Annotated in this window: 27 protein-coding genes and 1 pseudogene; 21 read left to right on the top strand and 7 right to left on the bottom strand. The window is 69.5% G+C overall.

The genetic code is table 11. The annotated features are described in order from the left end of the window. Positions 1-123: 123 nt before the first annotated feature. The 5 genes from RR1_RS23105 to RR1_RS08985 all read left to right on the top strand — a co-directional run bounded on the left by RR1_RS23105 (position 124) and on the right by RR1_RS08985 (position 4,175). Complete coding sequence (locus RR1_RS23105) at positions 124-213, top strand: Ms4533A family Cys-rich leader peptide (RefSeq protein ID WP_338010968.1); 90 nt, start codon at positions 124-126, stop codon at positions 211-213. Between the two features lie 180 nt (positions 214-393). Further along, on the top strand, positions 394-1,437 hold the full coding sequence (locus RR1_RS09000; RefSeq protein WP_010838246.1) for a sulfate ABC transporter substrate-binding protein: 1,044 nt from the start codon (positions 394-396) through the stop codon (positions 1,435-1,437). Between the two features lie 31 nt (positions 1,438-1,468). Further along, positions 1,469-2,335 carry a sulfate ABC transporter permease subunit CysT gene (gene cysT, locus RR1_RS08995; protein ID WP_010838245.1) on the top strand — a complete coding sequence of 289 codons (867 nt, stop codon included), beginning with the start codon at positions 1,469-1,471 and terminating at the stop codon, positions 2,333-2,335. Then, positions 2,332-3,141 (top strand): sulfate ABC transporter permease subunit CysW, encoded by an 810-nt coding sequence (gene cysW / locus RR1_RS08990; protein ID WP_010838244.1) that lies wholly within the window; start codon positions 2,332-2,334, stop codon positions 3,139-3,141. The genes cysT and cysW overlap by 4 nt, the downstream gene beginning before the upstream one ends. Next, entirely contained in the window at positions 3,138-4,175 is a 1,038-nt protein-coding gene (locus RR1_RS08985; RefSeq protein ID WP_010838243.1) for a sulfate/molybdate ABC transporter ATP-binding protein, read from the top strand. Before cysW ends, RR1_RS08985 begins: the two co-directional genes overlap by 4 nt. Positions 4,176-4,183: 8 nt before the next feature. Here the strand turns inward: RR1_RS08985 and RR1_RS08980 are convergent, their stop codons facing one another. Genes RR1_RS08980 through RR1_RS08960 form a run of 5 tightly spaced genes read right to left on the bottom strand, consistent with a single transcriptional unit; the run spans position 4,184 to position 9,623 of the window. Further along, entirely contained in the window at positions 4,184-4,945 is a 762-nt protein-coding gene (locus tag RR1_RS08980; protein ID WP_010838242.1) for a sirohydrochlorin chelatase, read from the bottom strand. Between the two features lie 4 nt (positions 4,946-4,949). Further along, positions 4,950-6,254: a sulfate adenylyltransferase subunit 1 gene (locus RR1_RS08975; protein ID WP_040773212.1), complete on the bottom strand. Its 1,305-nt coding sequence runs from the start codon at positions 6,252-6,254 to the stop codon at positions 4,950-4,952. Between the two features lie 2 nt (positions 6,255-6,256). Further along, positions 6,257-7,195 (bottom strand): sulfate adenylyltransferase subunit CysD, encoded by a 939-nt coding sequence (gene cysD, locus RR1_RS08970; protein WP_010838240.1) that lies wholly within the window; start codon positions 7,193-7,195, stop codon positions 6,257-6,259. Further along, positions 7,192-7,905: a phosphoadenylyl-sulfate reductase gene (locus RR1_RS08965; protein ID WP_040773208.1), complete on the bottom strand. Its 714-nt coding sequence runs from the start codon at positions 7,903-7,905 to the stop codon at positions 7,192-7,194. Before RR1_RS08965 ends, cysD begins: the two co-directional genes overlap by 4 nt. Next, positions 7,902-9,623 carry a nitrite/sulfite reductase gene (locus RR1_RS08960; protein ID WP_010838238.1) on the bottom strand — a complete coding sequence of 574 codons (1,722 nt, stop codon included), beginning with the start codon at positions 9,621-9,623 and terminating at the stop codon, positions 7,902-7,904. Before RR1_RS08960 ends, RR1_RS08965 begins: the two co-directional genes overlap by 4 nt. Before the next feature lie 383 nt (positions 9,624-10,006). Here RR1_RS08960 and hemW point away from each other — a divergent pair, with 383 nt between their 5' ends. Continuing rightward, positions 10,007-11,251 carry a radical SAM family heme chaperone HemW gene (gene hemW / locus RR1_RS08955; RefSeq protein WP_010838237.1) on the top strand — a complete coding sequence of 415 codons (1,245 nt, stop codon included), beginning with the start codon at positions 10,007-10,009 and terminating at the stop codon, positions 11,249-11,251. A gap of 66 nt (positions 11,252-11,317) precedes the next feature. On the opposite strand, the gene RR1_RS08950 is transcribed toward hemW, so the two are convergent. Further along, complete coding sequence (locus tag RR1_RS08950; RefSeq protein WP_010838236.1) at positions 11,318-11,635, bottom strand: type II toxin-antitoxin system VapB family antitoxin; 318 nt, start codon at positions 11,633-11,635, stop codon at positions 11,318-11,320. A 183-nt stretch (positions 11,636-11,818) separates the two neighbouring features. Here RR1_RS08950 and hrcA point away from each other — a divergent pair, with 183 nt between their 5' ends. The 15 genes and pseudogenes from hrcA (at position 11,819) to era (ending at position 24,723) form a co-directional block, all read left to right on the top strand. Beyond that, positions 11,819-12,853, top strand: a complete 1,035-nt coding sequence (gene hrcA, locus RR1_RS08945) for a heat-inducible transcriptional repressor HrcA (protein WP_010838235.1) — start codon at positions 11,819-11,821, stop codon at positions 12,851-12,853. Positions 12,854-12,939: 86 nt separating this feature from the next. Then, complete coding sequence (gene dnaJ / locus RR1_RS08940) at positions 12,940-14,085, top strand: molecular chaperone DnaJ (protein ID WP_010838234.1); 1,146 nt, start codon at positions 12,940-12,942, stop codon at positions 14,083-14,085. Positions 14,086-14,087: 2 nt separating this feature from the next. Beyond that, positions 14,088-14,861 (top strand): 16S rRNA (uracil(1498)-N(3))-methyltransferase, encoded by a 774-nt coding sequence (locus RR1_RS08935; protein ID WP_010838233.1) that lies wholly within the window; start codon positions 14,088-14,090, stop codon positions 14,859-14,861. After that, a complete protein-coding gene (locus RR1_RS08930; RefSeq protein WP_010838232.1) occupies positions 14,858-15,628 on the top strand; it encodes an alpha/beta hydrolase family protein in 771 nt (256 codons plus the stop codon). Before RR1_RS08935 ends, RR1_RS08930 begins: the two co-directional genes overlap by 4 nt. Positions 15,629-15,698: 70 nt before the next feature. Beyond that, the gene (locus tag RR1_RS08925; RefSeq protein ID WP_010838231.1) at positions 15,699-16,346 is read left to right on the top strand and encodes a dihydrofolate reductase family protein; all 648 of its coding nucleotides are present in this window, start codon (positions 15,699-15,701) and stop codon (positions 16,344-16,346) included. 712 nt (positions 16,347-17,058) lie between these two features. Then, positions 17,059-17,571, top strand: a complete 513-nt coding sequence (locus RR1_RS08915; RefSeq protein ID WP_010838228.1) for a DUF3558 family protein — start codon at positions 17,059-17,061, stop codon at positions 17,569-17,571. Between the two features lie 30 nt (positions 17,572-17,601). Further along, positions 17,602-17,976, top strand: a complete 375-nt coding sequence (locus RR1_RS08910) for a hypothetical protein (protein WP_010838227.1) — start codon at positions 17,602-17,604, stop codon at positions 17,974-17,976. A 9-nt stretch (positions 17,977-17,985) separates the two neighbouring features. After that, positions 17,986-19,320, top strand: coding sequence for a WXG100 family type VII secretion target (locus tag RR1_RS22540; RefSeq protein WP_010838226.1), 1,335 nt, complete (start codon positions 17,986-17,988; stop codon positions 19,318-19,320). Further along, positions 19,317-20,087, top strand: a complete 771-nt coding sequence (locus tag RR1_RS08895; protein WP_010838225.1) for an ESX secretion-associated protein EspG — start codon at positions 19,317-19,319, stop codon at positions 20,085-20,087. The genes RR1_RS22540 and RR1_RS08895 overlap by 4 nt, the downstream gene beginning before the upstream one ends. Before the next feature lie 84 nt (positions 20,088-20,171). Continuing rightward, positions 20,172-20,309, top strand: a pseudogene (locus RR1_RS08890) (type I restriction enzyme endonuclease domain-containing protein); the annotation flags it as partial. A 141-nt stretch (positions 20,310-20,450) separates the two neighbouring features. Further along, positions 20,451-21,527, top strand: a complete 1,077-nt coding sequence (locus RR1_RS08885; RefSeq protein ID WP_010838222.1) for a PhoH family protein — start codon at positions 20,451-20,453, stop codon at positions 21,525-21,527. Positions 21,528-21,603: 76 nt separating this feature from the next. Then, the gene (gene ybeY / locus RR1_RS08880) at positions 21,604-22,146 is read left to right on the top strand and encodes an rRNA maturation RNase YbeY (protein WP_010838221.1); all 543 of its coding nucleotides are present in this window, start codon (positions 21,604-21,606) and stop codon (positions 22,144-22,146) included. Further along, positions 22,146-23,492 carry a hemolysin family protein gene (locus RR1_RS08875; protein WP_010838220.1) on the top strand — a complete coding sequence of 449 codons (1,347 nt, stop codon included), beginning with the start codon at positions 22,146-22,148 and terminating at the stop codon, positions 23,490-23,492. The genes ybeY and RR1_RS08875 overlap by 1 nt, the downstream gene beginning before the upstream one ends. After that, entirely contained in the window at positions 23,489-23,815 is a 327-nt protein-coding gene (locus RR1_RS08870; protein ID WP_072713624.1) for a cytidine deaminase-like protein, read from the top strand. The genes RR1_RS08875 and RR1_RS08870 overlap by 4 nt, the downstream gene beginning before the upstream one ends. Then, a complete protein-coding gene (gene era, locus RR1_RS08865; protein WP_010837449.1) occupies positions 23,809-24,723 on the top strand; it encodes a GTPase Era in 915 nt (304 codons plus the stop codon). Before RR1_RS08870 ends, era begins: the two co-directional genes overlap by 7 nt. Before the next feature lie 55 nt (positions 24,724-24,778). On the opposite strand, the gene pdxR is transcribed toward era, so the two are convergent. After that, entirely contained in the window at positions 24,779-26,230 is a 1,452-nt protein-coding gene (gene pdxR / locus RR1_RS08860) for a MocR-like pyridoxine biosynthesis transcription factor PdxR (RefSeq protein ID WP_040772524.1), read from the bottom strand. Positions 26,231-26,271 lie beyond the last annotated feature (41 nt).

Raw genomic sequence — 26,271 nt, 5'->3', positions numbered from 1 at the left:
TCGTCGCCTGGTTCGTGACGTCCGTGCTCTGAGCCGTGCCCGGTCGTGATCGACTGCGTTCGGTGGTGAGCGGCCCTCCGCCCGGTTGTGAGTGGTCGCACCTGCTCTGCTAGATTCCTTCGCGTGTCCGAGGCAACCATCCCGCAGATCCGCCATCAGCTGGCGTTGATCGCTGTCGGCATGCCCTCGGTCGCCGACATCGACTGTTGTTGAACCTCCCGCTGCGCTGTATCTCCGTGCGGCCGTTCGGCAGGTGCCGCCCGGTCCGCCGCCGTCGTGACGTGTGACGTCCGACCGCCAGCGCACTCCTCCGCGGGTTCGGTTCTCGTTTCCGTGCCGTGCCCGCGCCTTCCCGTGTAGCTCTTTCCGGCAGCCCCGAAAGGCACGACAACCATGTTTCGATCCCTCCGTCATCGTCGCCGCGCGTCCGCGCTGGCCGCGCTCGCCGCTGCATCGCTCACGCTGAGCGCGTGCGGGGGAGGCGGCGCCAGCGACACCGTGGGTGCCGAAGGAGGCGGTGACGGCAGTGCCGGCACGGTGAATCTCTTCGCCTACGCCGTGCCGAAGCCCGGCTTCGACCGCGTCATCCCCGCGTTCAACGAGACCGACGAGGGCGAGGGCGTCGCGTTCCAGCCGTCCTACGGCGCGTCGGGCGACCAGTCGCGCAAGGTCAAGGACGGCGCGCCCGCCGACATCGTCAACTTCTCCGTCGAACCCGACATCACCCGCCTGGTGGACGCCGGCCTCGTCGATCCCGACTGGAACGCCGACGCCTACGGCGGTGTGCCGTTCGGGTCGGTCGTCACGATCGTCGTCCGCGAGGGCAACCCCAAGAACATCCGGGACTGGGACGACCTGCTGCGTCCCGACGTCGAGGTCGTGACGCCGAATCCGTTCAGCTCGGGCTCGGCCAAGTGGAACCTGCTCGCGCCGTACGCGGCGAAGAGTGGCGGCGGCGAGAACCCGCAGGCGGGCCTCGACTTCGTGTCCTCGCTCGTCACCGAACACGTGACGGTGCAGCCGAAGTCGGGTCGCGAGGCGACCGAGGCGTTCCTGCAGGGGACCGGTGACGCGCTGCTGAGCTACGAGAACGAAGCGCTCTTCATCGAGGGCAACGGCGAGCCCGTCGAGCACGTCACCCCCGAGGTGACGTTCCGGATCGACAATCCCGTCGCGGTGCTGTCCAACAGCCCGAATCGCGAGAAGGCCGTCGAGTTCCGCGACTTCCTCTACACCGAGGAGGGGCAGACGCAGTGGGCCGAGGCCGGATTCCGTCCGGTCGATCCCGAGGTCGCCGCGCAGTTCGCCGACAAGTACCCGGAGCCCGAGACACTGTGGACGATCGACGATCTCGGAGGCTGGGGTCAGGTCGACGGCGAGCTCTTCGCTCCCGGCTCGGGCTCGATCGCCGTGATCTACGACAACGCGACGCGCTGACCGGCCGATGCCCGACCCATCACGGACGACCATGACCGACACGGACACCGGACCCGCCGCGGCGGCACCGGCGGCCCCGAAACGGACACGCGCACTGCGTCGTACGACCGGCAGCACGGGGCCGCTCGGCATCGGCGTCGCCACACTGTGGCTGAGCATCATCGTGCTGCTGCCGCTCGCGGCGCTCGCGGTGGCCTCGCTCGAAGGCGGCATCTCGGGGTTCTTCGATGCCGTCACGGCGCCCGCCGCTCTCGCGTCGCTGCGAGTGACGGTGTTCGTGTCGGTCGTCGTCGCGCTCGTCAACGCCGTGATGGGCACGATCATCGCGTGGGTGCTGGTCCGCGACGACTTCCGCGGCAAGCGGGTCGTCAACGCGCTCATCGACCTGCCGTTCGCGCTCCCGACGATCGTCGCGAGCATCGTGCTGCTGTCGCTGTACGGGCCGGACAGCCCGGTCGGTGTGCACCTCAACGCGACGCAGGGCGGGCTCATCATCGCGCTCGCCTTCGTGACGCTGCCGTTCGTCGTACGTGCGGTGCAGCCCGTCCTCATCGAACTCGACCGTGAGGTCGAGGAGGCGGCTGCGTCGCTCGGCGCGAAGAACTGGACGATCTTCCGGACGATCGTGCTGCCGACGCTGACGCCGGCCATCGTGTCGGGTACGGGCCTCGCGTTCGCCCGTGCGATCGGCGAGTACGGCTCCGTCGTGCTCATCGGCGGCAACATTCCGCACGAGACGCAGGTGACGTCGCAGTACATCCAGCAGCTCATCGAGGTCGACCGGCCCGAGGCCGCGGCGGCAGTGTCGGTGACGCTGCTCGCGATCGCCTTCGTGACGCTGTTTCTGCTGCGGCTGTTCGCCGGCCGCAACCAGCGCCGGATGGAGGCCGCGCAGTGAAGACCAGTACCCGGAGCCGGATCACGCTGCGCACGGTGGCGCTGGTCTACCTGTTCGTGCTGCTCGTCGTCCCGATCGGGGTGATCCTCACCCGAACGTTCGGCGACGGCTTCATGGCGTTCTACGAATCCATCACGACGCCCGCGGCGATCTCGGCGTTCAACCTGTCGCTGCTCATCGTGGCGATCGTCGTACCGCTCAACGTCGTGTTCGGCGTCGTCACGGCGATCGCACTCGTCCGGGGCAGGTTCCCCGGGCGCGGCATCGTCCAGGCGATCGTCGACCTCCCGTTCGCGGTGTCGCCCATCGTCGTGGGTGTCGCGCTGATCCTGCTGTGGGGGTCGAACGGCTGGTTCGGCGGACTCGAATCGCTGGGACTGCAGGTCATCTTCAGCCTTCCCGGCATGGTGCTCGCGACGATCTTCGTGACGCTGCCGTTCGTCGTCCGCGAGGTCGAACCGGTCCTGCACGAGATCGGCGAGGAGCAGGAGCAGGCCGCCGCGACGCTCGGTGCCAACGGATGGCAGACGTTCTGGCGCATCACCCTTCCCGCGATCCGCTGGGGCCTCACGTACGGCATCGTGCTCACGATCGCGCGTTCGCTCGGCGAGTTCGGTGCCGTCATCATGGTGTCGAGCGGATTCCCCGGTGTGTCGCAGACGCTGACCCTGCTCGTCCACTCGCGCTACATCGACGACCACAACACCTTCGGCGCGTACTCGGCGGCCACCCTCCTGATGGGCATCGCGATCGTCGCACTGCTGCTGATGACTCTGCTCGACCGCAAGAGGAGCACAACATCATGATCACCGTGACCGGCGCCCGCAAGAACTACGGGTCCTTCGCCGCGCTCGACGACGTCACGCTCGACATCCCGTCGGGGAGCCTCACGGCGCTGCTCGGGCCGTCCGGATCGGGCAAGTCGACGCTGCTGCGTTCGATCGCGGGACTCGAGGACCTCGACGGCGGGACCGTGACGATCGCCGGGCGCGACGTCACGAACGTCTCGCCGCAGAAGCGCGACATCGGGTTCGTGTTCCAGCACTACGCGGCCTTCAAGCACATGACGGTGCGCGACAACGTCGCGTTCGGGCTGAAGATCCGCAAGCGCGGCAAGGCCGAGATCGCGCGCAAGGTCGACGAGCTGCTGGAGATCGTCGGCCTGGACGGCTTCCAGCACCGCTACCCGGCGCAGCTCTCGGGTGGTCAGCGGCAGCGGATGGCGCTCGCGCGCGCACTCGCCGTCGATCCGCAGGTGCTGCTGCTCGACGAGCCGTTCGGTGCCCTCGACGCGAAGGTGCGTGCGGATCTGCGGCTGTGGCTGCGGCGGTTGCACGACGAGGTGCACGTGACGACGGTGCTCGTCACGCATGATCAGGAGGAGGCGCTCGACGTCGCCGACCGGATCGCCGTCCTCAATCGCGGCCGGATCGAGCAGGTCGGGCCGCCGGCCGATCTCTACGACCGTCCGTCGAACGATTTCGTGATGTCGTTCCTCGGGCCCGTCGCGAAGCTCAACGGGCAGCTCGTGCGCCCGCACGACATCCGGATCGGGCGCGATCCCGACCTCGCGGTGGCGCGCGACGGCGAGACCGTCGAATCGCTGGGGATCACGCGCGCGACGGTCGAGCGCGTCGTGCACCTCGGTTTCGAGGTGCGTGTCGATCTCCGCAACGAGGCGACGGGAGAGCACTTCTCGGCCCAGGTCACGCGCGGTGACAGCGCCGCGCTCGGGCTCAGCGAGGGGGAGACGGTGTACGCGCGGGCGACGCGCGTACCGGATCTGCCGGAGAAGCCGGTCGCGGAGGTGGCAGCGGAGCCGGCCACAGCGAACGGCTGAGACGAGGCTCAGCCCGCGGCGCGCGTGTGCCGCGCCCGCTCGAGGGCGGCGCGGTAGCGATCGAGCACGACCTCGGTGAGGGCCGGGTGCGCGCCGATCGTGGGGGCGACGCGGGCGCGGCCTGCCGCAGCGGCGTCGTGGACGCGGTCGATGAGCAGGCCGGGCGCGAGGAACCACGGCGCCACGACGACGTCGCGCGCACCGCGCTCACGCAGTGAAGCAATGGCGTCGCTCACCGAGGGGGAGGCGGCCGTCGCGAAACATGCCGTCGCCGAATGCCATCCGGCTCCCGCACGGAGTGTGCCGACGATGCGGCTCGTCACGTCATTGGCGGCGGCGTCGGACGACCCGACCGCCACGAGCGCGACACCCACGTCCGGATCGCCCGCCGCCACACCGATGTCCGTCACACGATCACGGACGGCGGCGATCAGTCGTGGATCCGGGCCGAGGACGTCGGCGGTGTGCACCGTCAGCCGGGGATGACGGGACCGCACTGCCGCGATGATCCCGGGAAGATCCACGCGCGCGTGGAAGGCCCGGCCCAGCAGCATCGGTGCGACGACGACCTCGTGGTGGCCCTCGCGCGCCAGCGTCGTCAGGACGTGATCGATCCGCGGCGCGCTGAGATCGAGGAACGCCGCTCGCACGTCGAGATCGGGCGAGGCCGCGCGAAGGTTCGCGACGGCCTCGCCGATCACGGCAGCGCTGCGCGGATCGCGGCTGCCGTGCGCGACCGCGACGAGCGGGGGTGCAGAGGTGGCGAACACGAGATCACTCGGCTCCGGCCACGACTCCTGCGGCCTCGACGGTCGCGATCGCATCGCCCACGAGCCCGGCGGCGAGTGTGTTTCCGCCCGCGGGGTCGATGAGCAGGAAGGAGCCCGTGTGCCGGTTCACGGCGTAGTCGTCGGCGACGATCGGATCGGCGACGCGCACCGAGATCTTGCCGATCTCGTTGAGCGACAGTGAGTCCGGTGACGGCTCGGTCGACAGCGTCTGCTCGTCGAAGCGCTCCACGATACTGCCGACGATCGCCTGCGTCGTGCGTGTGCCGTGCTTGAGCAGCAGACGCGCACCCGGGTGCAGCGGCTTCTCCGCGAGCCAGCACACCGTCGCCTCGAAGTCCGCGATCGGCTCCGGGGCGTCCTCGGGAGAGGCGATGGTGTCGCCGCGTGAGATGTCGACGTCGTCGGCGAGGACGAGCGTGACGCTGCGGCCCGCGTGCGCGACATCGAGTTCGCCGTCGGCGGTGTCGATCCGTTCGACCGTCGTCCTGATGCCGGACGGCAGCACGACGACCTCGTCACCCGGACGCACCGACCCGGCGCCGACCTGGCCCGCGTAGCCGCGGTAGTCGGGGTACTCGGCGGTGCGGGGACGGATCACGTACTGCACCGGGAAGCGCAGGTTCACGCGGTGCGGTTCGGCGTCGACCGGGACCGACTCGAGGTGCTCCATGAGCGTCGGACCGTCGTAGTACGGCGTGTTCTCGGAGCGCACCGCGACGTTGTCGCCGTGCAGCGCCGAGACCGGGATCGCGGTGACGGCGTCGGGCTTCCAGCCGAGCGCGGACGTGATCTCGGCGAACTCCGCCGAGACCTCGCCGAACACGGTCGCGGGATCCTCGACGAGGTCGATCTTGTTGACGGCCAGCACGAGTCGCGGCACACCCAGCAGCGCCATCACGGCGGCGTGGCGCCGCGTCTGGGCGATGACCCCCTTGCGGGCGTCGACGAGCAGGATGACGAGTTGCGCCGTCGACGCGCCCGACACGGTGTTGCGCGTGTACTGCACGTGGCCCGGCGTGTCGGCGAGGACGAACGAGCGCTGCGGCGTCGCGAAGTAGCGGTACGCGACGTCGATCGTGATGCCCTGCTCGCGCTCGGCGCGCAGGCCGTCGACGAGCAGCGACAGGTCGGGCGTCGACAGGCCCTTGTCGACCGACGCGCGGGTGACGGCGTCGATCTGGTCGGCGAGAACGGATTTCGTGTCGTAGAGCAGACGGCCGACGAGAGTCGACTTGCCGTCGTCCACGCTGCCCGCGGTCGCGAGGCGAAGGAGCTGAGTTGCGCTCATGATCAGAAGTAACCCTCTCGCTTGCGATCTTCCATCGCAGCCTCGGACACGCGGTCGTCGCCGCGTGTCGCCCCGCGCTCGGTGAGCCGCGACGCGGCCACCTCGGCGAGGATCTCCTCGTTCGTCGCGGCCTCGGACAGGATCGCGCCCGTCGTCGACCCGTCGCCGACGGTGCGGTAGCGCACCGAACGGGTCTCGAGCGCCTCGTCCTGCCCGCCCCAGACGCCCGGCGTCATCCACATGCCGTCGCGCTGGTAGACGGGGCGCTGATGCGCGTAGTAGATGCTCGCGAGTTCGACGTTCTCACGCGTGATGTAGCGCCAGATGTCGAGCTCCGTGAAATTGCTCAGCGGGAAGACACGCACCTGCTCACCCGGAGAGTGCTTGCCGTTGTACAGGTTCCACAGCTCGGGACGCTGCTTCTTCGGGTCCCAGCGGCCGAATCCGTCGCGCAGCGAGAAGATCCGCTCCTTCGCCCGCGAGCGCTCCTCGTCGCGGCGGCCACCGCCGAAGACTGCGTCGAACCGGTTCTCGGCGATCGCGTCGAGCAACGGGACGGTCTGCAGCGGATTGCGCACGCCGTCGGGACGCTCGGTGAGCCGGCCGTCCGCGAGGTAGTCCTCGACCTTCGCGACGTGCAGTCGCAGGTCGTACTTCGCGACGACGTGATCGCGGAACGCGAGGACCTCGGGCAGATTGTGGCCGGTGTCGACGTGCAGCAGCGCGAACGGCAGCGGCGCGGGCCAGAACGCCTTGAGCGCGAGGTGCAGCAGGACGGTGGAGTCCTTGCCGCCCGAGAAGAGCACGACGGGACGCTCGAACTCGCCCGCGACCTCGCGGAAGATGTGGATGGCCTCGGACTCGAGCGCCGAGAGCGTGTCGAACTGCGTGCCGTCGAGGTGCGGTCGCGACTCGAGGAGTGAGGACTGATCGATGCTCATGAGGCGTGCAACCCGCATTCTGTCTTGGCGTTGCCCGCCCAGCGTCCGCTGCGCGGATCGCTGCCGGGCGCCGGCTTGGAGGTGCACGGCGCGCACCCGATGGACGGATAACCCTCGTCGACGAGGGGATTGACGAGGATCGAGTGCTCGTCGATGTAGGCCTGCATCTGCTCGTCGGACCACGGCGCGATCGGATTGATCTTCACGAGTCCGAAGCCCTCGTCGAACGAGACGAGCGGCGCGTTGGCACGCGTCGGCGATTCGACGCGCCGGATGCCGGTGACCCAGGCACGGTAGTTCGAGAGCGTCGCCTTCAGCGGCGCCACCTTGCGCAGCGCGCAGCAGCGGTTCGGGTCGCGAGCGAACAGGTCCTTACCCTCGATCGCGTCCTGCTCCGCGACGCTCGCGGCGGGCCGGGCGTTCACGACGTTCACGCCGTACACCTGCTCGACGGCGTCGCGCGTGCCGAGCGTCTCGGCGAAGTGATACCCGGTGTCGAGGAAGAGCACGTCGACGCCGGGATGCACCTGCGCGGCGAGGTGCACGAGCACGCCGTCCTGCATGTTGGACGCGACGATGTACTGCTCGCCGAAGGTGTCCTCGGTCCACCGCAGCAACTCGTGCGCCGAGGCGCCGTCCAGTTCGGCGGCGCCGCGCTCGGCGACGGCGCGCAACTCGTCGGCGCTCGCGGTCGCGATGTCCACCGTCATCGCAGATCCTCCTCGTCTGCTCGGACCGTCCATTCGGCGAAACGCTCACCGTCCGTGCGGTTCTTCACGAAGTTGCGGACGACCCGCTCGACGTAGTCGCCGAGTTCGTCCGAGGTCACCTTGTGCTGGCGGAGCTTGCGGCCGAACGCGGCGTCGAAGCCGAGGCTGCCGCCGAGGTGCACCTGGAAGCCTTCGACCTGGTTACCCGCGCCGTCGTCGACGAGCTGTCCCTTGAACCCGATGTCGGCGATCTGCGACCGCGCGCACGAGTTGGGGCAGCCGTTGATGTTGATCGTGATCGGGACGTCGAGCTGCGCGTTGATGTCGTCGAGCCGCTTCTCGAGCTCGGGCACGAGAACCTGGGAGCGCTTGCGGGTCTCGGCGAACGACAGCTTGCAGAACTCGATTCCCGAGCACGCCATGAGGTTCTTGCGCCAGTGCGACGGCCGCGCCGGCAGACCGAGCGCGTCGAGGTCGGCGATCAGGCCGTCGAGGCGGTCGTCCGCGACGTCGAGCACGATGATCTTCTGGTACGGCGTGAACCGGATCCGGTCGCTTCCCGCGCGCTCGGCGGCGTCGGCGACCTGCCGCAGGATCGTGCCAGAGACGCGGCCCGCGATCGGGGCGACGCCGACAGCGTTGGTTCCGTTGCGCAGCTTGGTGATTCCGACGTGATCGATCGGGCGCGTCGGCTTCTCCGGGGCGGGGCCGTCGATCAGCGTGCGGTGCAGGTACTCGTCCTCGAGCACCTGACGGAACTTCTCGATGCCCCAGTCCTTGACGAGGAACTTCAGCCGCGCCTTGGTCCGCAGCCGGCGGTAGCCGTAGTCGCGGTAGAGCGAGACGACGGCCTCCCACACGTCCGGCACCTCGTCGAGCGGGATCCATGCGCCGACGCGCTGCGCGAGCATCGGATTCGTCGACAGGCCACCCCCGACCCAGAGGTCGAGACCCGGGCCGTGCTCGGGATGCACGACGCCGACGAACGCGATGTCGTTGATCTCGTGGACGACGTCCTGCTGGCCGGAGATCGCCGTCTTGAACTTGCGCGGCAGGTTCGAGTACTCGGGCTTGCCGATGTAGCGGCGGACGATCTCGTCGATCGCGGGCGTGGGATCGAGGATCTCGTCGAACGACTCACCGGCGAGCGGCGACCCGAGGACGACGCGGGGGCAGTCGCCGCACGCCTCGGTCGTCTTCAGGCCGACCGATTCGAGGCGCTTCCAGATCTCCGGGACGTTCTCGACGTCGATCCAGTGGTACTGCACGTTCTCGCGGTCGGAGAGGTCCGCGGTGTCGCGCGCGAACTCCGTCGAGATGCCCGCGACGGTACGCAGCTGCTCGACGTTCAGTGCGCCGGCGTCGCAGCGCACGCGCATCATGAAGTGGCTGTCCTCGAGGACGTCGATGTTCTCGTCGCCCGTCCACGTGCCGTCGTAGCCTTCGGCGCGCTGCGTGTAGAGGCCCCACCAGCGGAAGCGGCCACGCAGATCGCCCTTGTCGATGCTGTCGAAGCCCTGGTGCGCGTAGATGTTCTCGATGCGCGCACGGACGTTGAGGGGGTTGTCGTCCTTCTTGCTCTGTTCGTTCGCGTTGAGCGGTTCGCGGTATCCGAGGGCCCACTGGCCCTCGGCGCGGCGCTTGACCGGCCGGCCGGTGCGGGCACGCGGCGTACGGGCCTCGGCGGCCGGCGGGGTCTCGTTGGTCGAGGAGGGCATCGGGGGAGAGCTCCTGGGGGTCGGAGCACGCCCGTGACCGGGCGCGCAGGGGCCGTGCTGGGAGCGGGCGCTGGCGCCCGGGTGGGCTGACCGAGGACGCGTGTCGAACGGGCGACGGTGCCTGCGGGAGGCGGCGCGAATACCGAACGAGGGCGGGTCAGCGACAGCGACAGCAGCGACAGCAGCTGCTGCACACGCGCGCAAGGTCGACGTGGCGTCGTGCCACGAGTCGCACCCCGGTTCCGATCATGCGACCGATTGTGCCACGTCACGGCGGCCGTTCCCACATGGGCACCGTATTTCCCCGAAAATCGGGGGAAATGTGGCGATCGGGTGGCGACCAGGCCCGATCTCGCCGCACGGACCGGTGGGACACTGGAAGGGTGACCACCTCGACCCCCACCGCCACCGACGGGCCGTTCGTGCTGCCCGAGACCGCGACGGCGGGCGTCGGAACCCGCCCGTTCGGCGTCTACGTCCACGTCCCGTTCTGCGCGACACGGTGCGGCTACTGCGACTTCAACACCTACACGCCCGGTGAGCTGGGGACGTCCGCGTCGCCGTCGTCGTGGCTGGAGGGCCTGCGGCGCGAACTCGACGCCGCCGCCGAACTGACGGGCGCACCCGCGGCGGACACCGTGTTCGTGGGCGGCGGCACGCCGTCGCTGCTCGGCGGCGACGGGCTCACCGACGTGCTCGCGGCGGTGCGGTCGAGTTTCGGGCTCGCGCCCGGCGCCGAGGTGACGACGGAGTCCAACCCCGAGTCGACCTCGCCGGAGTTCTTCGACGCGTTGCTGCGCGGCGGATACACGCGCGTCTCGCTCGGGATGCAGTCGGCCGCCGAGCACGTGCTGCGCGTCCTCGACCGCACCCACACGCCGGGTCGCGCCGTCGCGGCCGCACGCGAGGCGCGGGCCGCCGGCTTCGCTCACGTGAACCTCGATCTCATCTACGGGACGCCCGGCGAGTCCGAATCCGACCTCGACCTGTCGTTGTCCGCCGTCCTCGAAGCGGACGTCGATCACGTGTCGGCGTACTCGCTCATCGTCGAGGACGGCACCGCGATGGCGCGCAAGGTGCGGCGGGGCGATCTCCCGGCGCCCGACGACGACGTCCTCGCCGCCCGCTACGAACTCGTCGACCGGCGGCTGCGTGCGGCGGGCTTCGACTGGTACGAGGTGTCCAACTGGGCGAGGGGGGAGGCGGCGCGGTGCCGTCACAACCTGGGCTACTGGGACGGCGGCGACTGGTGGGGCGCCGGCCCGGGCGCGCACAGCCACGTCGGGGGAGTGCGGTGGTGGAACGTCAAGCACCCCGCGCGCTACGCGGACGTCCTGGCCGAGGGCACACTGCCGGTCGCCGGCCACGAGACGCTGACCGACGACGACGCGCACCTCGAGCGCCTCATGCTCACGATCCGGCTGCGGACGGGCCTGCCTGCGGCCGACCTCACCGCTGCCGAGCGGCGCGTGGCGGACGACCGCGTCGACGACGGCCTGCTGGTGCTCGAGGGCGGTGAATCCGGCGGTGACGGAGCCGGCGGCGGGGAAGCGAGCGGCGAGCGCTACGTCCTGACGGACCGTGGCCGCCTGCTCGCCGACGGCATCGTCCGCGACATCGTTGCGTAGGCGGCGAGCCGCTCGTGCGTGACCTTCCGGCCCCTACACCGAAAAATCACTCACGAGCGCGAACGCCTACGCCGAGATGATGCCCTGCATCTCGTCGAGGTCGATGACCCGCGCGTGCAGGACGACGCGGTTGCGCAGGGCCGAACGCACGGCGCGGTGCAGGCCGTCCTCGAGGTACAGCACGCCCTTCCACTGGACGGCGTGCGGGAAGAGATCGCCGTAGAAGGTCGAATCCTCCGACAGCAGGCGGTCGAGTTCGAGGACCTTCGTCGTCGTGACGATCTCGTCGAGCCGCACTTGGCGGGGCGGGATCTTCGCCCAGTCGCGCAACGACAGCCCGTGATCGGGATACGGCTTGCCGTCTCGCACGCCCTTGAAGATCATCCGCGCTTCCTCCCCGTCCTGTCGTCGGCCCGCAGTCGTTCCCGGATCGCTGTGATCGAAACACCGCCGTCGGATACCGGTAGAGCGTAGGCGGTCGCTCCCGGAGCCGCGCGCGGCGATCGGCGGACGGCGCGGCGCGCATTAGACTGGTCCGAGCGGCAGGTGACGAATCGGAGGTGACGGATGTCGAACACGGACGACAGGCGCTTCGAGGTTCTGCGCGCGATCGTCGCCGACTACGTCTCGACGAAGGAACCGATCGGCTCCAAGGCGCTCGTCGAGCGGCACAACCTGGGTGTGTCGAGTGCCACCATCCGCAACGACATGGCCGCCCTCGAGCGCGAGGGATACATCGCGCAACCGCACACGAGCTCGGGACGCGTCCCTACCGACAAGGGGTATCGGCAGTTCGTCGACCGGATCGCCGAGGTGAAGCCGCTGTCGTCGGCGGAGCGTCGCGCGATCCTCGACTTCCTCGAGTCGGGCGTCGACCTCGACGACGTGCTACGCCGCGGCGTGAGGTTGCTCGCACAGCTCACCCGCCAGGTCGCCGTCGTGCAGTATCCGAGCCTGTCGGTGTCGTCGGTACGCCACCTCGAGGTCGTCGGACTCACGCCCGCGCGCCTGCTGCTGGTGCTCATCACCGACACCGGCCGGGTCGATCAGCGGATCGTGGAGTTGGGTGACGTCGTCGTCGAGGACGATCTGTCGCGGCTGCGGGCACTGCTCGGGCACGCCCTCGAGGGCAAGCGCCTCGAGGCCGCGTCCATCGCCGTCGCCGAGCTCGCCGACGAGGCGCCCGACGATCTGCGTGACGCCGTCGTGCGGTGCGCGACGGTGCTGGTCGAGACGCTCGTCGAACATCCCGAGGAGCGGATCGTGCTGGGCGGGACGGCGAACCTCACGCGCAATGCGGCCGACTTCGCCGGCTTCCCGGGGTCGCTGCGGTCGATGCTCGAAGCGCTCGAAGAGCAGGTTGTCGTGCTCAAGTTGCTCGCCGCCGCGCAGGATTCGCGGACCGTGACGGTGCGGATCGGCGAGGAGAACGAGTTCGAGGAGATGCGCAGTGCCTCGGTGGTGTCGACGGGCTACGGGTCCGCCGGCACCGTTCTCGGCGGCATGGGCGTCCTCGGCCCGACCAGGATGGACTATCCCGGCACGATAGCCTCGGTGGCGACCGTTGCCCGGTACATCGGCCAGGTGCTCGCGGGACGCTGAGCGCGACGCGGGCGCGAGAGCCCGAATCATCTCGACAAGCTCCCATCATTTCGACAAGCACGGACAGTAAGGACGAGTAGACCGACGTGGCACGCGACTATTACGGAATCCTCGGTGTCGACCGGCAGGCGACCGATCAGGAGATCAAGCGCGCCTACCGGAAGCTGGCACGCGAGTACCACCCCGACGTCAATCCCGACGAGGCCGCTCAGGCCAAGTTCAAGGACATCTCCGCGGCGTACGAGGTGCTGTCGGACCCCGAGAAGCGGCGCATGGTCGACCTCGGCGGCGACCCGCTCGCGGGTGCCGGCGGCGGCGGTGCGGGAGCCGGTTTCGGCGGTTTCGGTGGCGGCCTCGGTGACGTCTTCGAGGCGTTCTTCGGTGGCGGCGGGGGAGCGACCCGTGGCCCACGCGGCCGCGTCCAGCCGGGTGCGGATTCGCTGCTGCGGACCAAGCTGACCCTCGAGGAGTGCGCGACCGGCGTCACCAAGACGGTGACCGTCGACACCGCGGTGCTCTGCGATCTGTGTCACGGCGGCGGCACCAACGGCGACTCGAAGCCCGTGCGCTGCGAGACGTGCCACGGCGCGGGTGAGGTGCAGTCGGTGCAGCGCTCGTTCCTCGGTCAGGTCATGACGTCGCGCCCGTGCCCCACGTGCCACGGCGCCGGCGAGGTCATTCCCGATCCGTGCCGCAAGTGCGGTGGCGACGGTCGTGTGCGGTCGCGTCGCGACATCACCGTCAAGGTCCCCGCGGGGGTCGCGGGCGGGATGCGGATCCGGCTCGCGTCGCAGGGTGAGGTCGGGCCCGGCGGCGGCCCCGCCGGCGACCTCTACGTCGAGGTGGTCGAGCAGCAGCACGAGATCTTCGTGCGCGACGGCGACGACCTCCACTGCACGATCCGTGTCCCCATGGTCGACGCCGCGCTCGGCACCACGGTGTCGGTGAGCACGATCCTCGACGGCGACAAGCAGATCGATGTCGAGGCGGGCACCCAGCCCGGGTCGGAGACGGTGCTGCGCGGCCACGGCATGCCGAAGCTGCGGTCAGGTGTGCGCGGTGACCTGCACGCGCACCTCGAGGTCGTCGTCCCGCCGCGGCTCGACCACAAGGAAGCCAAGGTACTCAAGGAGTTCCGCGGGCTGCGCGGCGAGAACGCGGAGGTCGTCACGAGCGGGTCGTCGAACAGCGGCGGGCTGTTCTCGCGGTTGCGCGACGCGTTCAGCCGCTGACCGTGGCCGCGACCCTCTTCTACCTCGATCCGCTGCCCCGCGAGGGTGAGCGGGCGGTGCTCGACGGCCCCGAGGGACGGCACGCTGCGACGGTGCGCCGCATCGGCGTCGGCGAGCGGCTCGTCCTGGCGGACGGCCACGGCCGTGTCGCGGACGCCGAGGTCGTCGGGGCGGGCAAGGATCGGCTCGAGCTGCTGATCGGCCGCGATCGCTCGGTCACGGCGCCGACGCCGCGTGTCACCGTGGTCCAGGCACTGCCGAAGTCGGAGCGCTCCGAGCTGTCTGTCGAACTCGCGACGGAAGCCGGTGCCGATGCGATCGTGCCGTGGCAGGCGTCGCGGTCGGTGTCGCGGTGGGAGGGACCGAAGGCTGCGAAGGGCGTCGGTCGCTGGCGCTCGGCGGCGTTGCGGGCGGCGCAGCAGTCGCGCCGGCCCGTCGTTCCGTCCGTCGACGAACTGCACACGACGAAGGGCGTCGCGACGCTGATCGCGGACGCGGTCGCGGGCGGTGCGCTGGTCCTCGCGCTCCACGAGGGCGCGTCGTCGCATCTCGTGGATCTGCCGCTCACGCGCGTGCCGCACGTCGTGCTGATCGTCGGGCCCGAGGGCGGGCTGTCCGGCGACGAACTCGCGCGCTTCGAGGCCGCGGGCGCCGCGACCGTCCTGCTCGGACCGCAGGTCGTCCGCACCTCCACTGCTGCTGCCCTCGCGCTGGCCGCGATCGGGTCGGCGACGCAGCGCTGGCGGGCGACGCCCTTCGGCGAGCAGCCCGCGTGAAGCGTCGCGTGACGATCGCGTACGGCGATCATCCCGAACAGTTCGGCCACCTCTACCTCCCCACGGACGCCGACGGCCCCGTGCCCGTCGTGATGCTCATCCACGGTGGTTACTGGAGCGCCGACTTCCAGCTCACCCTCGCCACGTCGATGGCGGTGGAGCTCTCGCGGCGCGGCGTCGCGGCCTGGAACGTCGAGTACCGGCGCGTCGGTGCGGGTGGCGGCTGGGCGGAGACGAGCAGCGACATCGAGACGGCGCTGGGGGCCGTCGCGACGCTGCTGCCCGAGCAGTCGGCGGTGCCGCTCGATATCGACGATGTCCGCATCGTCGGGCATTCGGCGGGGGCGCAACTGGCGGTATGGCTTGCGGGACAGAAGGAGTGCGCCGTCCGCCCGACGCGTGTCTTGTCGCAGGCCGGTGCGCTCGACCTCGCCTCGCGGGCGTCGGCGCGCGTCGGCGGACCCGCGTTGGAGGCGTTGTTCGGTGTCTCGTACGCCGACGATCCGCAGACCTACCGTGATGCGTCGCCGCTGCACCGCGTCCCGACAGGTGTTCCGACGGTCTGCATCCACGGCGTCGACGACGCGCAGGTGCCGATCCAGGCGAGCCGCTCCTACGTCGAGGCCGCACGCCTGCACGGAGATCGCGCTGTGCTGTGGGAAATTCCGAACGAAGGCCACAACGCCTTTCTCGATCGCACCACCCGCAGCTGGGCATCGACACTCGATGCCGTCCTCGGCGACGATCCGTGGGATCGGGCGCGGTAGACGCTGCGATGAGTTCGCCCGTGTCGCCGGGTCCATATCGGGAAGAGGAACGAAACGAGGAGGACGCGCGGTGACTCAACTGTTGAAGGTCCAGAACTTCACGGTGTCGGCGGACGGATACGGCGCCGGGGAGAATCAGAGCTTCGAGCACCCGTTCGGGGATGCGGACCCGAGCGAGATGTTCGTGTGGGCAGGGGCGACCGCGAGTTGGCCCAATCGCACCGACGCCGGAGGGAGCCGCGGCCTCGACGATTACATGACCCGCGACTTCCACCACAACATCGGCGCCGAGATCATGGGCCGCAACAAGTTCAGTCCTCACCGTGGGCCGTGGGAGGACCACTCGTGGCGCGGCTGGTGGGGCGACGAGCCGCCGTTCCACACGCCGGTGTTCGTGATGACACACCACCCGCGCCCGGACTTCACGCTCGGCGACACCAGCTTCCACTTCGTCGACGACGAGCCCGCCGCGGTCCTCGGTCGTGCTCGCGGTGCCGCGCAGGGAAAGGACGTCCGCCTCGGCGGCGGGGCGACGACCATCCGCGAGTTCCTCGATGCCGACCTCGTCGACACCCTGCACGTCGCGGTCCACCCCGGGCTGACCTTCGGGCACGGCACCCGGCTGTGGGAGTCGCCCGACGAGCTGCGGGACCGCTTCCACCTGGACGTCGTCCCCAGCCCCAGCGGAGTGGTACACCACCTGTTCTGGCGGAAGTGACGGAACTGTCCGAACAACGTGGATCCGGGCCGACCGGAGGGATGCGAGATCCCGTGCGACGGTAGGCTTCGCGCGTCGAAGAGGGGGAGTTCTGTGCGCGTGAAGCTTGGGATCGCTGCTGCAGTGGCCGTGGTGGCGTTGGTGTCCGGCTGCGGTGGTTCAGATGTGGTGGAGTGGGAGACTGAGCGTCCGGTCATGTTCGAGCCGTGCGACGACATCCCCGACGAGGCCATCGCCGAGTTGGGGTTCGATGTCTCTACGGAGGATCGCGGTGGCTGGGGTCGATCAGTGGGGGTGGGGGATGTGCTCGTGGACTGCGGAGACTCATGCGATCACGGTCTCCTACACCGAACGCTCCGTGGATTCGCTTCGAGAAGCAACCGATAACACCGACTTTCGCCCGTGGAGCATCTCCGTACCCGGTGCCGAGTCCTGGCGAAGGCTCGGGTTCGAAGACTTGATCTGCGAACTCACGTGGCCGCACGGAGCCGGCGCAGGTCAGATGGCTGTGTACAAGCATTCCGGCGTCGACGGTGAATCGATGACGGAAGATGTCTGCGACGCCGCTGTCAGGTACGCGACAGCGCTCGGTGATCTGCTGCCGCGGGGGTAGTCGGTGGTCGGTTACGTGCGGCTCGAAGACCTGGTCGCCGCGATGCGGGACCCGGCCGTGGGATAGGCTTCGCGAGTCGAAAAAGGGGGAGCCGTGCGCGTGAAGTTCGGGATTGCTGCTGTGGCCGCGGTGGCGCTGGTGTCCGGCTGTGGTGATTCGACTGCGGTGGAGTCGGAGTCGGAGCGTCCCGTGATGTTCGAGCCGTGTGACGATATTCCGGACGAGGCCATTGCTGAGCTGGGATTCGACCCTGCGACCGCAGACCGCGGTGTGGCCGGGGTCGATCAGTGGGGTTGGGGGATCTGCAAGTGGTCCGGCGAGACCCACAACATCGCGATCTCATATGCAGAGAGATCGCTCGAGTCGCTACGGGATACCGGAAACAACACCGACATTCGCCATGTCGGAGAGCCCACACCGGAAGCCCACACGTGGCGACGCCTCGGTGAGGAAGAGTTCATCTGCGAGGTCACGTGGCCGAACGGGACGGGAGCCGGCCAGTTGACTGTGTACAAGCGACCTGGGGCGGATGGCGAGCGGATGACCGAGAACATCTGCGACGCTGCCGTCGGATATGCGATTGCCCTCGGAGATCTGCTGCCGCGGGGATAGAATCCGGTTAGATCACGCACGGGGGGAACGATGAGCGAAGTATCGGAATGGGCAGCACTCGCCGTCGCCGGCGCAGCAGGGCAACTCACGATCGGTGAAGATACGGCGAGGAGTTGCGCGAAGGCGTGCGATGAGTATCGCGACAAACTGGTGGACGCGTATCTGGACGTCGACCGCTTCAAGGTCGTCTCGTTCGGGACGCTGCCATCGGCAATCGCATTGGCAGAGAAGTTCACCCTGAAAGCGGATGGCGGTGACGATTCCCTCGCGCTCCGCCTCCGGGAACACATCGTACTGGTCGAGGCGATGCGTGATGCCTATATCGCTGCTGGTCAGTTGATCGATCAGCAGGACGAGGCTTTCGTCAGCAGGCTCTCGTCGTACACCGCGTCGTTGGATCATTGAGGTAGCGAGATGGGATTCGATTCGCCGAGTTGGCTTCGCAATCTCTGGGGCGACAGCGACGAGGACCGCGTCTGGAATCACGGGAACGCCCAACGTGACGTCTTGTACGCCGAGCGTGATCTCGTCACGTCGCAGTACCAGCCGAATTATGCACCGAAGGCGGTCGCCGAGCCCGACGACTTCGAGTCGATGGACTACGCCACGATGGCGGCTCATGTTCAGTCGATGAACCCCGAGCTTGTCGAAGGAATTGCCGACGGTTGGCGTTCCCTCGCGAGGCGGATCGGTGACGGGTGGCGCGAGTTCGACAGCGCGATTCGCGCCGCCGGTGCCGAGTGGCAGGGGCTTTCGAAGGACGCGGCTACCGCCGCAGCGCAGCGCTACGTCCAGAACGCCGAGCAACTGCAGGGGGCGGTGCAACTCACGGCGAACAAGGTCGACGAGATGAATACTGGTATGCGGCAGGTGAAGTCGCTGATTCCCGAGGTACCCGCGACGGGTGGTTTCTGGAGTTCCGGTATGGATGCGATGGTCGCGGCCGAGGGGTTCGGCACCCCGGACAGTCGGGAGCAGGCGCGACTGGACGAAGCGGAAGCTGAAGCGCGGCGTGTGCTGACTCTCGTCTACACGCCCGTGGTGAGGCAGGCGGACGATCAGGTTCCGATCCTGCCTCCACCCCCTGCTCCGCCGGGACTGCCGGAGCAAGCCGGTTCACCCGGCGGTGGTTTCGGGGGCGGAGGCTCCGGCGGCGGCGGTGGCTACGGAGGCCGTCCTGGAGGGGGAGTCCCGGGCGGAGGTACGTCGGCACCCTTCGTCGGTGCGCCGACGACGGGAGTCGGCGTCGACAACTACGCCGTCGCTGATCGCGGCGCGGCCGCAGAAGCGGATCGATCGGGTGGATCGCTCGGCCTCGGTGAGAGCGCGCCTACGTCGGGTCGCGGACTGCCGGACGCGGGTTCGCAGACGGTCGCGGCATCGGCGAGTCCACTTTCCGGATTGTCCGGGGGCGCAGCAGGGCTCGGCGGTTCGTCCGGCGGATTCGGTGGCGGCGCGGGCGGTGGCATCGGTGCAGGAATCGGGGGACCGCTCACCGCCGGTCCGAGTGTGGTGGCCGGTGCCCCGGGCGTGGTGTCGTCGGGTGCAGCCGGTGCTGCAGCGGGTGCGGCGGATGCTCGCGCGGGCGGCATGATGCCGATGGGTGCTGCCGGCGGCGCTCGTGGTGGCGGCAGCGACGACAAAGAGCACAAGACGCCCGGGTACCTGATCAACATGGACAACGGCAACGAGTTGATCGGCACACTCGACGGCGTCGCGCCTCCCGTCATCGGGGCCGATCCCTCGTGACGGAGTGGCGGCTGACTGCGGCCGAGTTCGTCCACGCGCTGGAGGCTGCCGGTGTGGATCGGGTGCCGTATCCGTTCCGCTATCGCGCCGAGCCCGCCGACTACGAGGGCCGCACGGCGCGCCGTCGTGCTTCGGCGTCGAGGGTGGCGGCGCTGGCGTCGGATGTGAGCTTCGTGCGAGCACTGCAGGCGTTGGTGGATTCCGATGTGCGCATCGAGGTTGCAGGGTTTCGAGGTGCCGACGGGGTGCGGCTACTCGCAGGAATCGACGGAGCAGCCGGTGCCGTTGCGCGACAGTTGTCTTCGGCGGAGTTGCGGGGCGATGTGATCGTGACGGCGTGCTCGCCACGAGGACTCGGTGCCGCCATCGCAGCACAGCTGCCCGAGTGCCCACCGGGTGCCCGCCGACCGTTTCGCGCTCCGAGGGGTGGCTCATCGGATTCGTCGTACTCGACATCGGTGCTGCGCAGCGCCGGAGCGGCTCCGACGAGCGACCCGGTGCGGGCGTTCGTGCAGGTGCCGTGCACGGCGTCCGGTGAGATCACGATCGTTGTGCGCGCCGACGCTGAGCGGAGTGGCCGGGACGTCGTGTTCTGGTACGACTTCGAGGGCGACGGCCGCTACGTCGTGCAGGAGAAGAACGACATCGTCTGCGCACCCGCCACGTCCGCGATGATCGGGTCGACGGTGCAACGCATCGTCGACGCAACGCTCGATCGCGGACGTGACGAGCACGCCCCGTTCCAGGTGCTCCGCCCGGTCCGATGATCCGTCAGGCGGACCCGGTCACCTCTATGATGTTCACCTGCAGCTTCGGCACGGTGGTGTTGCCGCCGGCCGGGGTGTCGTAGCGACGACGTCACGGCCAAGCTGCGTTCGCAGATCAAGCGGTTGCTGGTGCGGCACGGCTATCCGCCGGATCAGCAGCCCGCCGCCATCGAGCTGGTCCTCGAACAGATGGAGACGATCGCACCCGACCTCGCTGCGTGAGTTCCGCCAGGTCGGTGGGCCGCGCGTTTTTCGGTGGGAAGCGCCGAGCGTGCGCGATAGAATCGGTGGTGAGTCCGGCGTCGTGGACCCGTCGCCGTTCCGTATTCGTCCCCGTTCCGGAAAGCAGGCCGAAGCCTCCACGTGACGCAGCCCACCGAATCGCACACCCCGACCGACGACCCCACCGCGCCCGCAGAACGCACCGTCCGGTCCGGAGTGGATCTGGCACCCGAACTCGTGCCCCCGCTGCTGGGCTCGGCCGACCGGAACCTCCGGGCGCTCGAAGGTCTCCTCACCGCCGACGTGCACGTGCGCGGCACGACCGTCACGCTGACGGGCCGCCCCGCCGACGTCGCGCTCGCCGAGCGCGTGATCGGTGAGTTGACGGCCATCGTTGCGCGCGGTCAGGCCCTCACTCCCGACGCCGTGCGCCGCACCGTCGAGATGCTCACCGACGGCGGCGGCGAATCGCCTGCCGAGGTGCTCACGCTCGACATCCTCTCGCGCCGCGGCAAGACGATCCGCCCCAAGACGGTGGGTCAGAAGAAGTACGTCGACGCGATCGACGAGCACACCATCGTGTTCGGCATCGGCCCGGCCGGCACCGGCAAGACGTATCTCGCGATGGCGAAGGCCGTGCAGGCGCTGCAGGCGAAGCAGGTCAGCCGCATCATCCTCACGCGCCCCGCCGTCGAGGCGGGCGAGCGGCTCGGTTTCCTGCCCGGCTCGCTGCACGAGAAGATCGACCCGTATCTGCGGCCGCTGCACGACGCCTTGCACGACATGATGGATCCCGAGTCGATCCCGAAGCTCATGCAGGCGGGCGTGATCGAGGTCGCGCCCCTCGCCTACATGCGCGGCCGCACGCTGAACGACGCGTTCATCATCCTCGACGAGGCGCAGAACACGACCGCCGAGCAGATGAAGATGTTCCTCACCCGACTGGGCTTCGGCTCCAAGATCGTCGTGACGGGCGATGCGACGCAGGTCGATCTGCCGGGCGGCGCACGCTCGGGGCTCGGCGCCGCGAACGAGATCCTCGGCGACGTCGACGACATCCACTTCTCGCAGCTCGACAGCTCCGACGTCGTGCGCCACCGGCTCGTCTCGGACATCGTCGACGCCTACGACCGCTACGAGTCGCTCGAGCGGCGCAAGGTCGAGTTCGGCAACCGCGCCCAGCGGCGGGCCGGCCAGCCGCGGTCGTCGCGGCGTTGACGACGCGAGCGCGGCGGTACGATGTGACGTTCGCGCCCGGCATCACACACCAAACGAGAGCGGTGACACCCACGAGATGAGCATCGAGGTCTCCAACGAATCGGGGATGGACGTCTCCGAAGAGGAGCTGATCAGCGTCGCGCGATTCGTGATCGCCCGGATGGACGTGCATCCCGCGGCCGAACTGTCGATGGTGCTCGTCGATTCGGCGACGATGGCCGATCTGCACATGCGGTGGATGGATCTGCCCGGCCCGACGGACGTCATGTCGTTCCCGATGGACGAACTCGAGCCCGGCGGCCGCCCCGATTCGCCGGAGCCGGGACCGTCGATGCTCGGCGACATCGTGCTGTGCCCGTCGTTCGCCGCCGACCAGGCCGCGAAGGCGGGGCATTCGCTCGCACACGAACTCGCGCTGCTCACGGTGCACGGCATCCTCCACCTGCTCGGCTACGACCACGGCGAGCCGGACGAGGAGAAGGAGATGTTCGCGCTGCAGAACCGTCTCCTCGAGGACTGGTACGAGGACCTCCGCCGCGCCGAACGCGACGCGGAACTCGCGGCGCGTGATCGCCGACTGCTCGGCGGAGCCGGATTCTTCGACACACCCGATCAGTGATGACCGCGAACGTCGAGGACGCGCTGCCGCTCATCGTGCTGGCGATCGTCCTCGTCCCGCTCGGTGGCATCTTCGCGGCAGTGGACTCGGCGCTCGCGACGCTCTCGCCCGCCCGTGTCGACGAACTCGTCAAGGAGGGCCGTCCGGGATCGGAACGTCTCGCGCAGATCCTGCGGGAACGTCCCCGCTACATCAACATCGCCGTCCTGCTGCGCATCGTCTGCGAGATCACGGCGACCGTCGTCCTCGCAGCGGCGTTCATGGATCTCCTCGAACCGGTGTGGGCGCTCGTCGGTGCTGCCGTCGTCATGGTGATCGTGGACTTCGTCGTCATCGGGGTGGGGCCGCGCACGCTCGGCCGGCAGCACGCGTACTCGCTGACCCTCGCGCTCGCCCTGCCGCTGCGCGCCGTCGGCGTGCTGCTGGTGCCGATCTCGCGGCTGCTCATCGGCTTCGGCAACGCCGTGACGCCGGGTCGCGGCTTCCGCAACGGGCCGTTCGCGTCCGAGGTCGAACTGCGTGAGCTCGTCGATCTCGCGCGGGAGCGCGGCGTCGTCGCCGAGGGCGAGGGACGCATGATCCAGTCGGTGTTCGAGCTCGGCGACACCAGCGCGCGCGAGGTCATGGTGCCGCGCACCGAAATGGTGTGGATCGAAGCGCACAAGACCGCGGGCCAGGCGACGTCGCTCGCCGTCCGCAGCGGACATTCGCGCATCCCCGTGATCGGCGAGGGTGTCGACGACGTGCTCGGCGTCGTCTACCTCAAGGATCTCGTGCAACAGACCTACTACTCCGCCGACGGCGGACGCGGCGTCACCGTGGGCGAGATCATGCGGCCCGCGGTCTTCGTGCCCGACTCGAAGTCGCTGGACGAGTTGCTCGGCGACATGCAGCGCACCGCGAACCACATGGCGATCCTCGTCGACGAGTACGGCGGCGTCGCCGGCCTCGTGACGATGGAGGACCTCATCGAGGAGATCGTCGGCGAGATCGTCGACGAGTACGACCACGACGAACCGGAGAACGTCGAGGACCTGGGCGACGGCGAGTACCGCGTGTCGACGCGGCTGTCGACCGAGGACCTCGGCGACCTGTTCGGCCTCGACATCGAGAACGACGAGGTCGAGACCGTCGGCGGGCTGCTGGCGCTCGAACTCGGCCGGGTCCCGCTGCCCGGCTCGGAGGTCCGATCGCACGGGCTGCTGCTGCGCGGCGAAGGCGGCAAGGACCAGCGCGGGCGCGTGCGCGTCACCACGGTGACCGCGCGACGCGCCGACGACGAAGACGACACGGGAGCGGACGAGACCGTCCACGCCGAGACGAACGAGGGAGAACACACGCGATGACCGACCTGGATCCGGAAGACGACAAGCTCGTCGTCCTCGCGCGCGGCGCCGCCGGGCGCACGGACGGCGCACGCGGTGCCGCCGTCCGCGACCTCGACGGCCGCACGTACGCGGCGGGCGCAGTGTCGCTCGCGGCCCTCGAGCTCTCGGCGCTGCAGGCCGCCGTCGCCGCCGCCGTGTCGAGCGGCGCGCGCGGACTCGAGGCCGCGGCGCTCGTCGGGTCGTCGGATCAGGACGCCGGCATCGCCGCGGTGCGCGAACTCTCGCCGGACGCCGTCGTCCTCGGCGCACGGCTCGACGGAAGTGTGGAGGCCCGGTGGTGAGCGAATTCCGTTCCGGCTTCGTTTGTTTCGTCGGCCGCCCCAACACGGGCAAGTCGACTCTGACCAATGCGCTCGTCGGCAGCAAGATCGCGATCACGTCGTCGCGGCCGCAGACGACGCGCCACGCGATCCGCGGCATCGTCAGCCGTGACGACGCGCAGATCGTCCTCGTCGACACCCCCGGACTGCACCGGCCGCGCACGTTGCTCGGTCAGCGGCTCAACGACCTCGTGAAGGACACGTACTCCGAGGTCGACGTCATCGGCATCACGATCCCCGCCGACGAGAAGATCGGGCCCGGCGACCGCTGGATCGTGCAGCAGATCAAGGCCGTCGCGCCGCGCACCAAGTTGATCGGCATCGTCACCAAGATCGACAAGGTGAGCCGCGACGCCGTCGCACAGCAACTCGTCGCCACCTCCGAGCTGCTGGGGGAGGACGCCGACGTCGTCCCCGTGTCGGCGAAGTCGGGCGAGCAGGTCGGCGTCCTGGTCGATCTCATCGTCTCCACCCTCGAGCCCGGGCCGGCGTTCTATCCGGACGGCGAGCTCACCGACGAGCCGGAGGAGACGCTCATGGCCGAGCTGATCCGCGAGGCCGCGCTCGAGGGGCTCGGCGACGAGCTGCCGCATTCGCTCGCCGTCGTCATCGAGGAGATCGTGCCGCGCGAGGGCCGCACCGAGAAGCAAGGCGAACTGCTCGACGTGCACGCGATCCTCTACGTCGAGCGGCCGAGCCAGAAGGGCATCGTCATCGGCAAGGGCGGCGCGCGTCTGCGTGAGGTCGGTACCGCGGCTCGCACCCAGATCGAACGGATCCTCGGGACGAGGATCTACTTCGACCTGCATGTCAAGGTCGCGAAGGACTGGCAGCGCGACCCGAAGCAGCTCGGTCGCCTCGGCTTCTGACCGACCCCGCTCGTGTGGCGCGATGTCACAGTGTGCGCGCTCGGTGCACACGATGTCACATTGCGCCACAACGGAGGAGGGTGGCGACGACGGCTGCCGCAGCGGCAGGCGCCTGCGACTCGGGTAGTCGCGCGTACCCGCACACCAGGCCGATGTCGCCGCCCGTCATCGAGTACGCGCTCAACGGAGCTGCGGCGACGGACCGTTCGGCGAGCATCGCGGTGGCCCGCTCGTCCATCGGTTCGGTGTCACGGTGCGGTTCGGGGTACCGCACGACGACGTGCAGTCCCGCATCGATTCCCTCGATCGTGAGGACGCCCTGTGGGTCCGCGGCGCGCAGCGCGGCCACGAACGCAGCGCGCCGCGCCGCATACACGCGCCCGGCCCTCGCGAGATGAGCGACCAGCGCACCGGACTCGATGAACGCCGCGAGTGCCGTGCCGTTCGGCTCCGCGGAGACCTCGGCGCACTCGTGCGTCGCTGCCAGGACCCGCTCACGGAGGCCGGTGGGAACGACGATCCACGCGAGCCGCAGTGCGGGGGAGAGGATCTTCGACGCCGTCCCCACGTACGCGACGCAGTCGGCGCCGCCGTCGGTGGCGCGCAACGCGGGCAGTGGCGCGACGTCGTACCGGAACTCGCCGTCGTAGTCGTCCTCGACGACGAGCCGGCCGTGGCGGCGCGCGTCGGCGATCAGTGCGGCGCGGCGCGCCACCGGCATCCGTCCTCCGGTGGGGTACTGGTGCGCGGGCGTGCAGTAGACGGCGCGATCACCCGGCTCGAGGAGCGACGGGTCGAGGCCGTCGTGGTCGACGCGCACGGGGCGGGGTCTCGCGCCGGCACGCGTGAGAGTCAGCCGCGCCCGCCGGTAGCCGGGATCCTCGAAAGCGACTGCGGCGCCATCGAGTTCGGCGGCGCGGACGAGGACGCGGAGCGCGGCGCCGACACCCGGGACGACGACGATGTCGTCGGGCGAGGCGACAACGGCACGCGTGCGGCGCAGGTGCTGTGCGAGTGCGGTGCGCAACTCGGCCGAACCGCCCGCCTCGACCTCGTCGCGGATCGGTGCGGCGGCCGCTCGCCGCCATGCGCGTCGCCACGAGGGGCCGTCCACGAGCGAGGCATCGGGACGGCCAGGGACGAGGTCGAACCGCGGCGGCCCCGGCGTGGGGTCCGGGGGAGCGGGAGGGGTGGTGCCGGGGTCGGGGCTGCGGGTGCCGGCGTGGGTGAGCGCCGCAGCACGGGCGCCCGGCGCGACATGCGTCCCCGACCCGGCTCTCGCGTCGACCCACCCGGCCGCCGTCAACTCGTCGAACGCCGCGACTACTGCCGTGCGCGACACGGCGAGTGCGGCGGCGAGGCTGCGCGTCGACGGAACGACGTCGCCCTCGCCCAGCACACCGGTGCGGATCTGCTCGATGACGGCATCCGCGATCCGCCGTGGCAGCGGGCCGGGGCCGTCCGTCAGGACGGGGACTGCGATCACCGGCGACGAGGTACGGGCCATTCCGGCACCGTAACCGGTCTGCTGAAGATTCCGGAAACCGG

The sequence above is a fragment of the Rhodococcus rhodnii NBRC 100604 genome, assembly GCF_001894925.1.
GTDB lineage: Bacteria > Actinomycetota > Actinomycetes > Mycobacteriales > Mycobacteriaceae > Rhodococcus_F > Rhodococcus_F rhodnii.
The sequence above is the reverse complement of the archived record's forward strand: the minus strand, read 5'-3'. Positions and strand labels throughout refer to the sequence as shown.

Bases quoted from the DNA above. Each gene is read 5' to 3' on its own strand.
- RR1_RS09000 (WP_010838246.1), top strand. From the start codon at position 394: ATGTTTCGATCCCTCCGTCATCGTCGCCGCGCGTCCGCGCTGGCCGCG.
- cysT (WP_010838245.1), top strand. From the start codon at position 1,469: ATGACCGACACGGACACCGGACCCGCCGCGGCGGCACCGGCGGCCCCG.
- RR1_RS08985 (WP_010838243.1), top strand. From the start codon at position 3,138: ATGATCACCGTGACCGGCGCCCGCAAGAACTACGGGTCCTTCGCCGCG.
- RR1_RS08975 (WP_040773212.1), bottom strand. From the start codon at position 6,254: ATGAGCGCAACTCAGCTCCTTCGCCTCGCGACCGCGGGCAGCGTGGAC.
- cysD (WP_010838240.1), bottom strand. From the start codon at position 7,195: ATGAGCATCGATCAGTCCTCACTCCTCGAGTCGCGACCGCACCTCGAC.
- RR1_RS08965 (WP_040773208.1), bottom strand. From the start codon at position 7,905: ATGACGGTGGACATCGCGACCGCGAGCGCCGACGAGTTGCGCGCCGTC.
- RR1_RS08960 (WP_010838238.1), bottom strand. From the start codon at position 9,623: ATGCCCTCCTCGACCAACGAGACCCCGCCGGCCGCCGAGGCCCGTACG.
- RR1_RS08950 (WP_010838236.1), bottom strand. From the start codon at position 11,635: ATGATCTTCAAGGGCGTGCGAGACGGCAAGCCGTATCCCGATCACGGG.
- hrcA (WP_010838235.1), top strand. From the start codon at position 11,819: ATGTCGAACACGGACGACAGGCGCTTCGAGGTTCTGCGCGCGATCGTC.
- RR1_RS08910 (WP_010838227.1), top strand. From the start codon at position 17,602: ATGAGCGAAGTATCGGAATGGGCAGCACTCGCCGTCGCCGGCGCAGCA.
- RR1_RS22540 (WP_010838226.1), top strand. From the start codon at position 17,986: ATGGGATTCGATTCGCCGAGTTGGCTTCGCAATCTCTGGGGCGACAGC.
- ybeY (WP_010838221.1), top strand. From the start codon at position 21,604: ATGAGCATCGAGGTCTCCAACGAATCGGGGATGGACGTCTCCGAAGAG.
- RR1_RS08875 (WP_010838220.1), top strand. From the start codon at position 22,146: ATGACCGCGAACGTCGAGGACGCGCTGCCGCTCATCGTGCTGGCGATC.
- RR1_RS08870 (WP_072713624.1), top strand. From the start codon at position 23,489: ATGACCGACCTGGATCCGGAAGACGACAAGCTCGTCGTCCTCGCGCGC.
- pdxR (WP_040772524.1), bottom strand. From the start codon at position 26,230: ATGGCCCGTACCTCGTCGCCGGTGATCGCAGTCCCCGTCCTGACGGAC.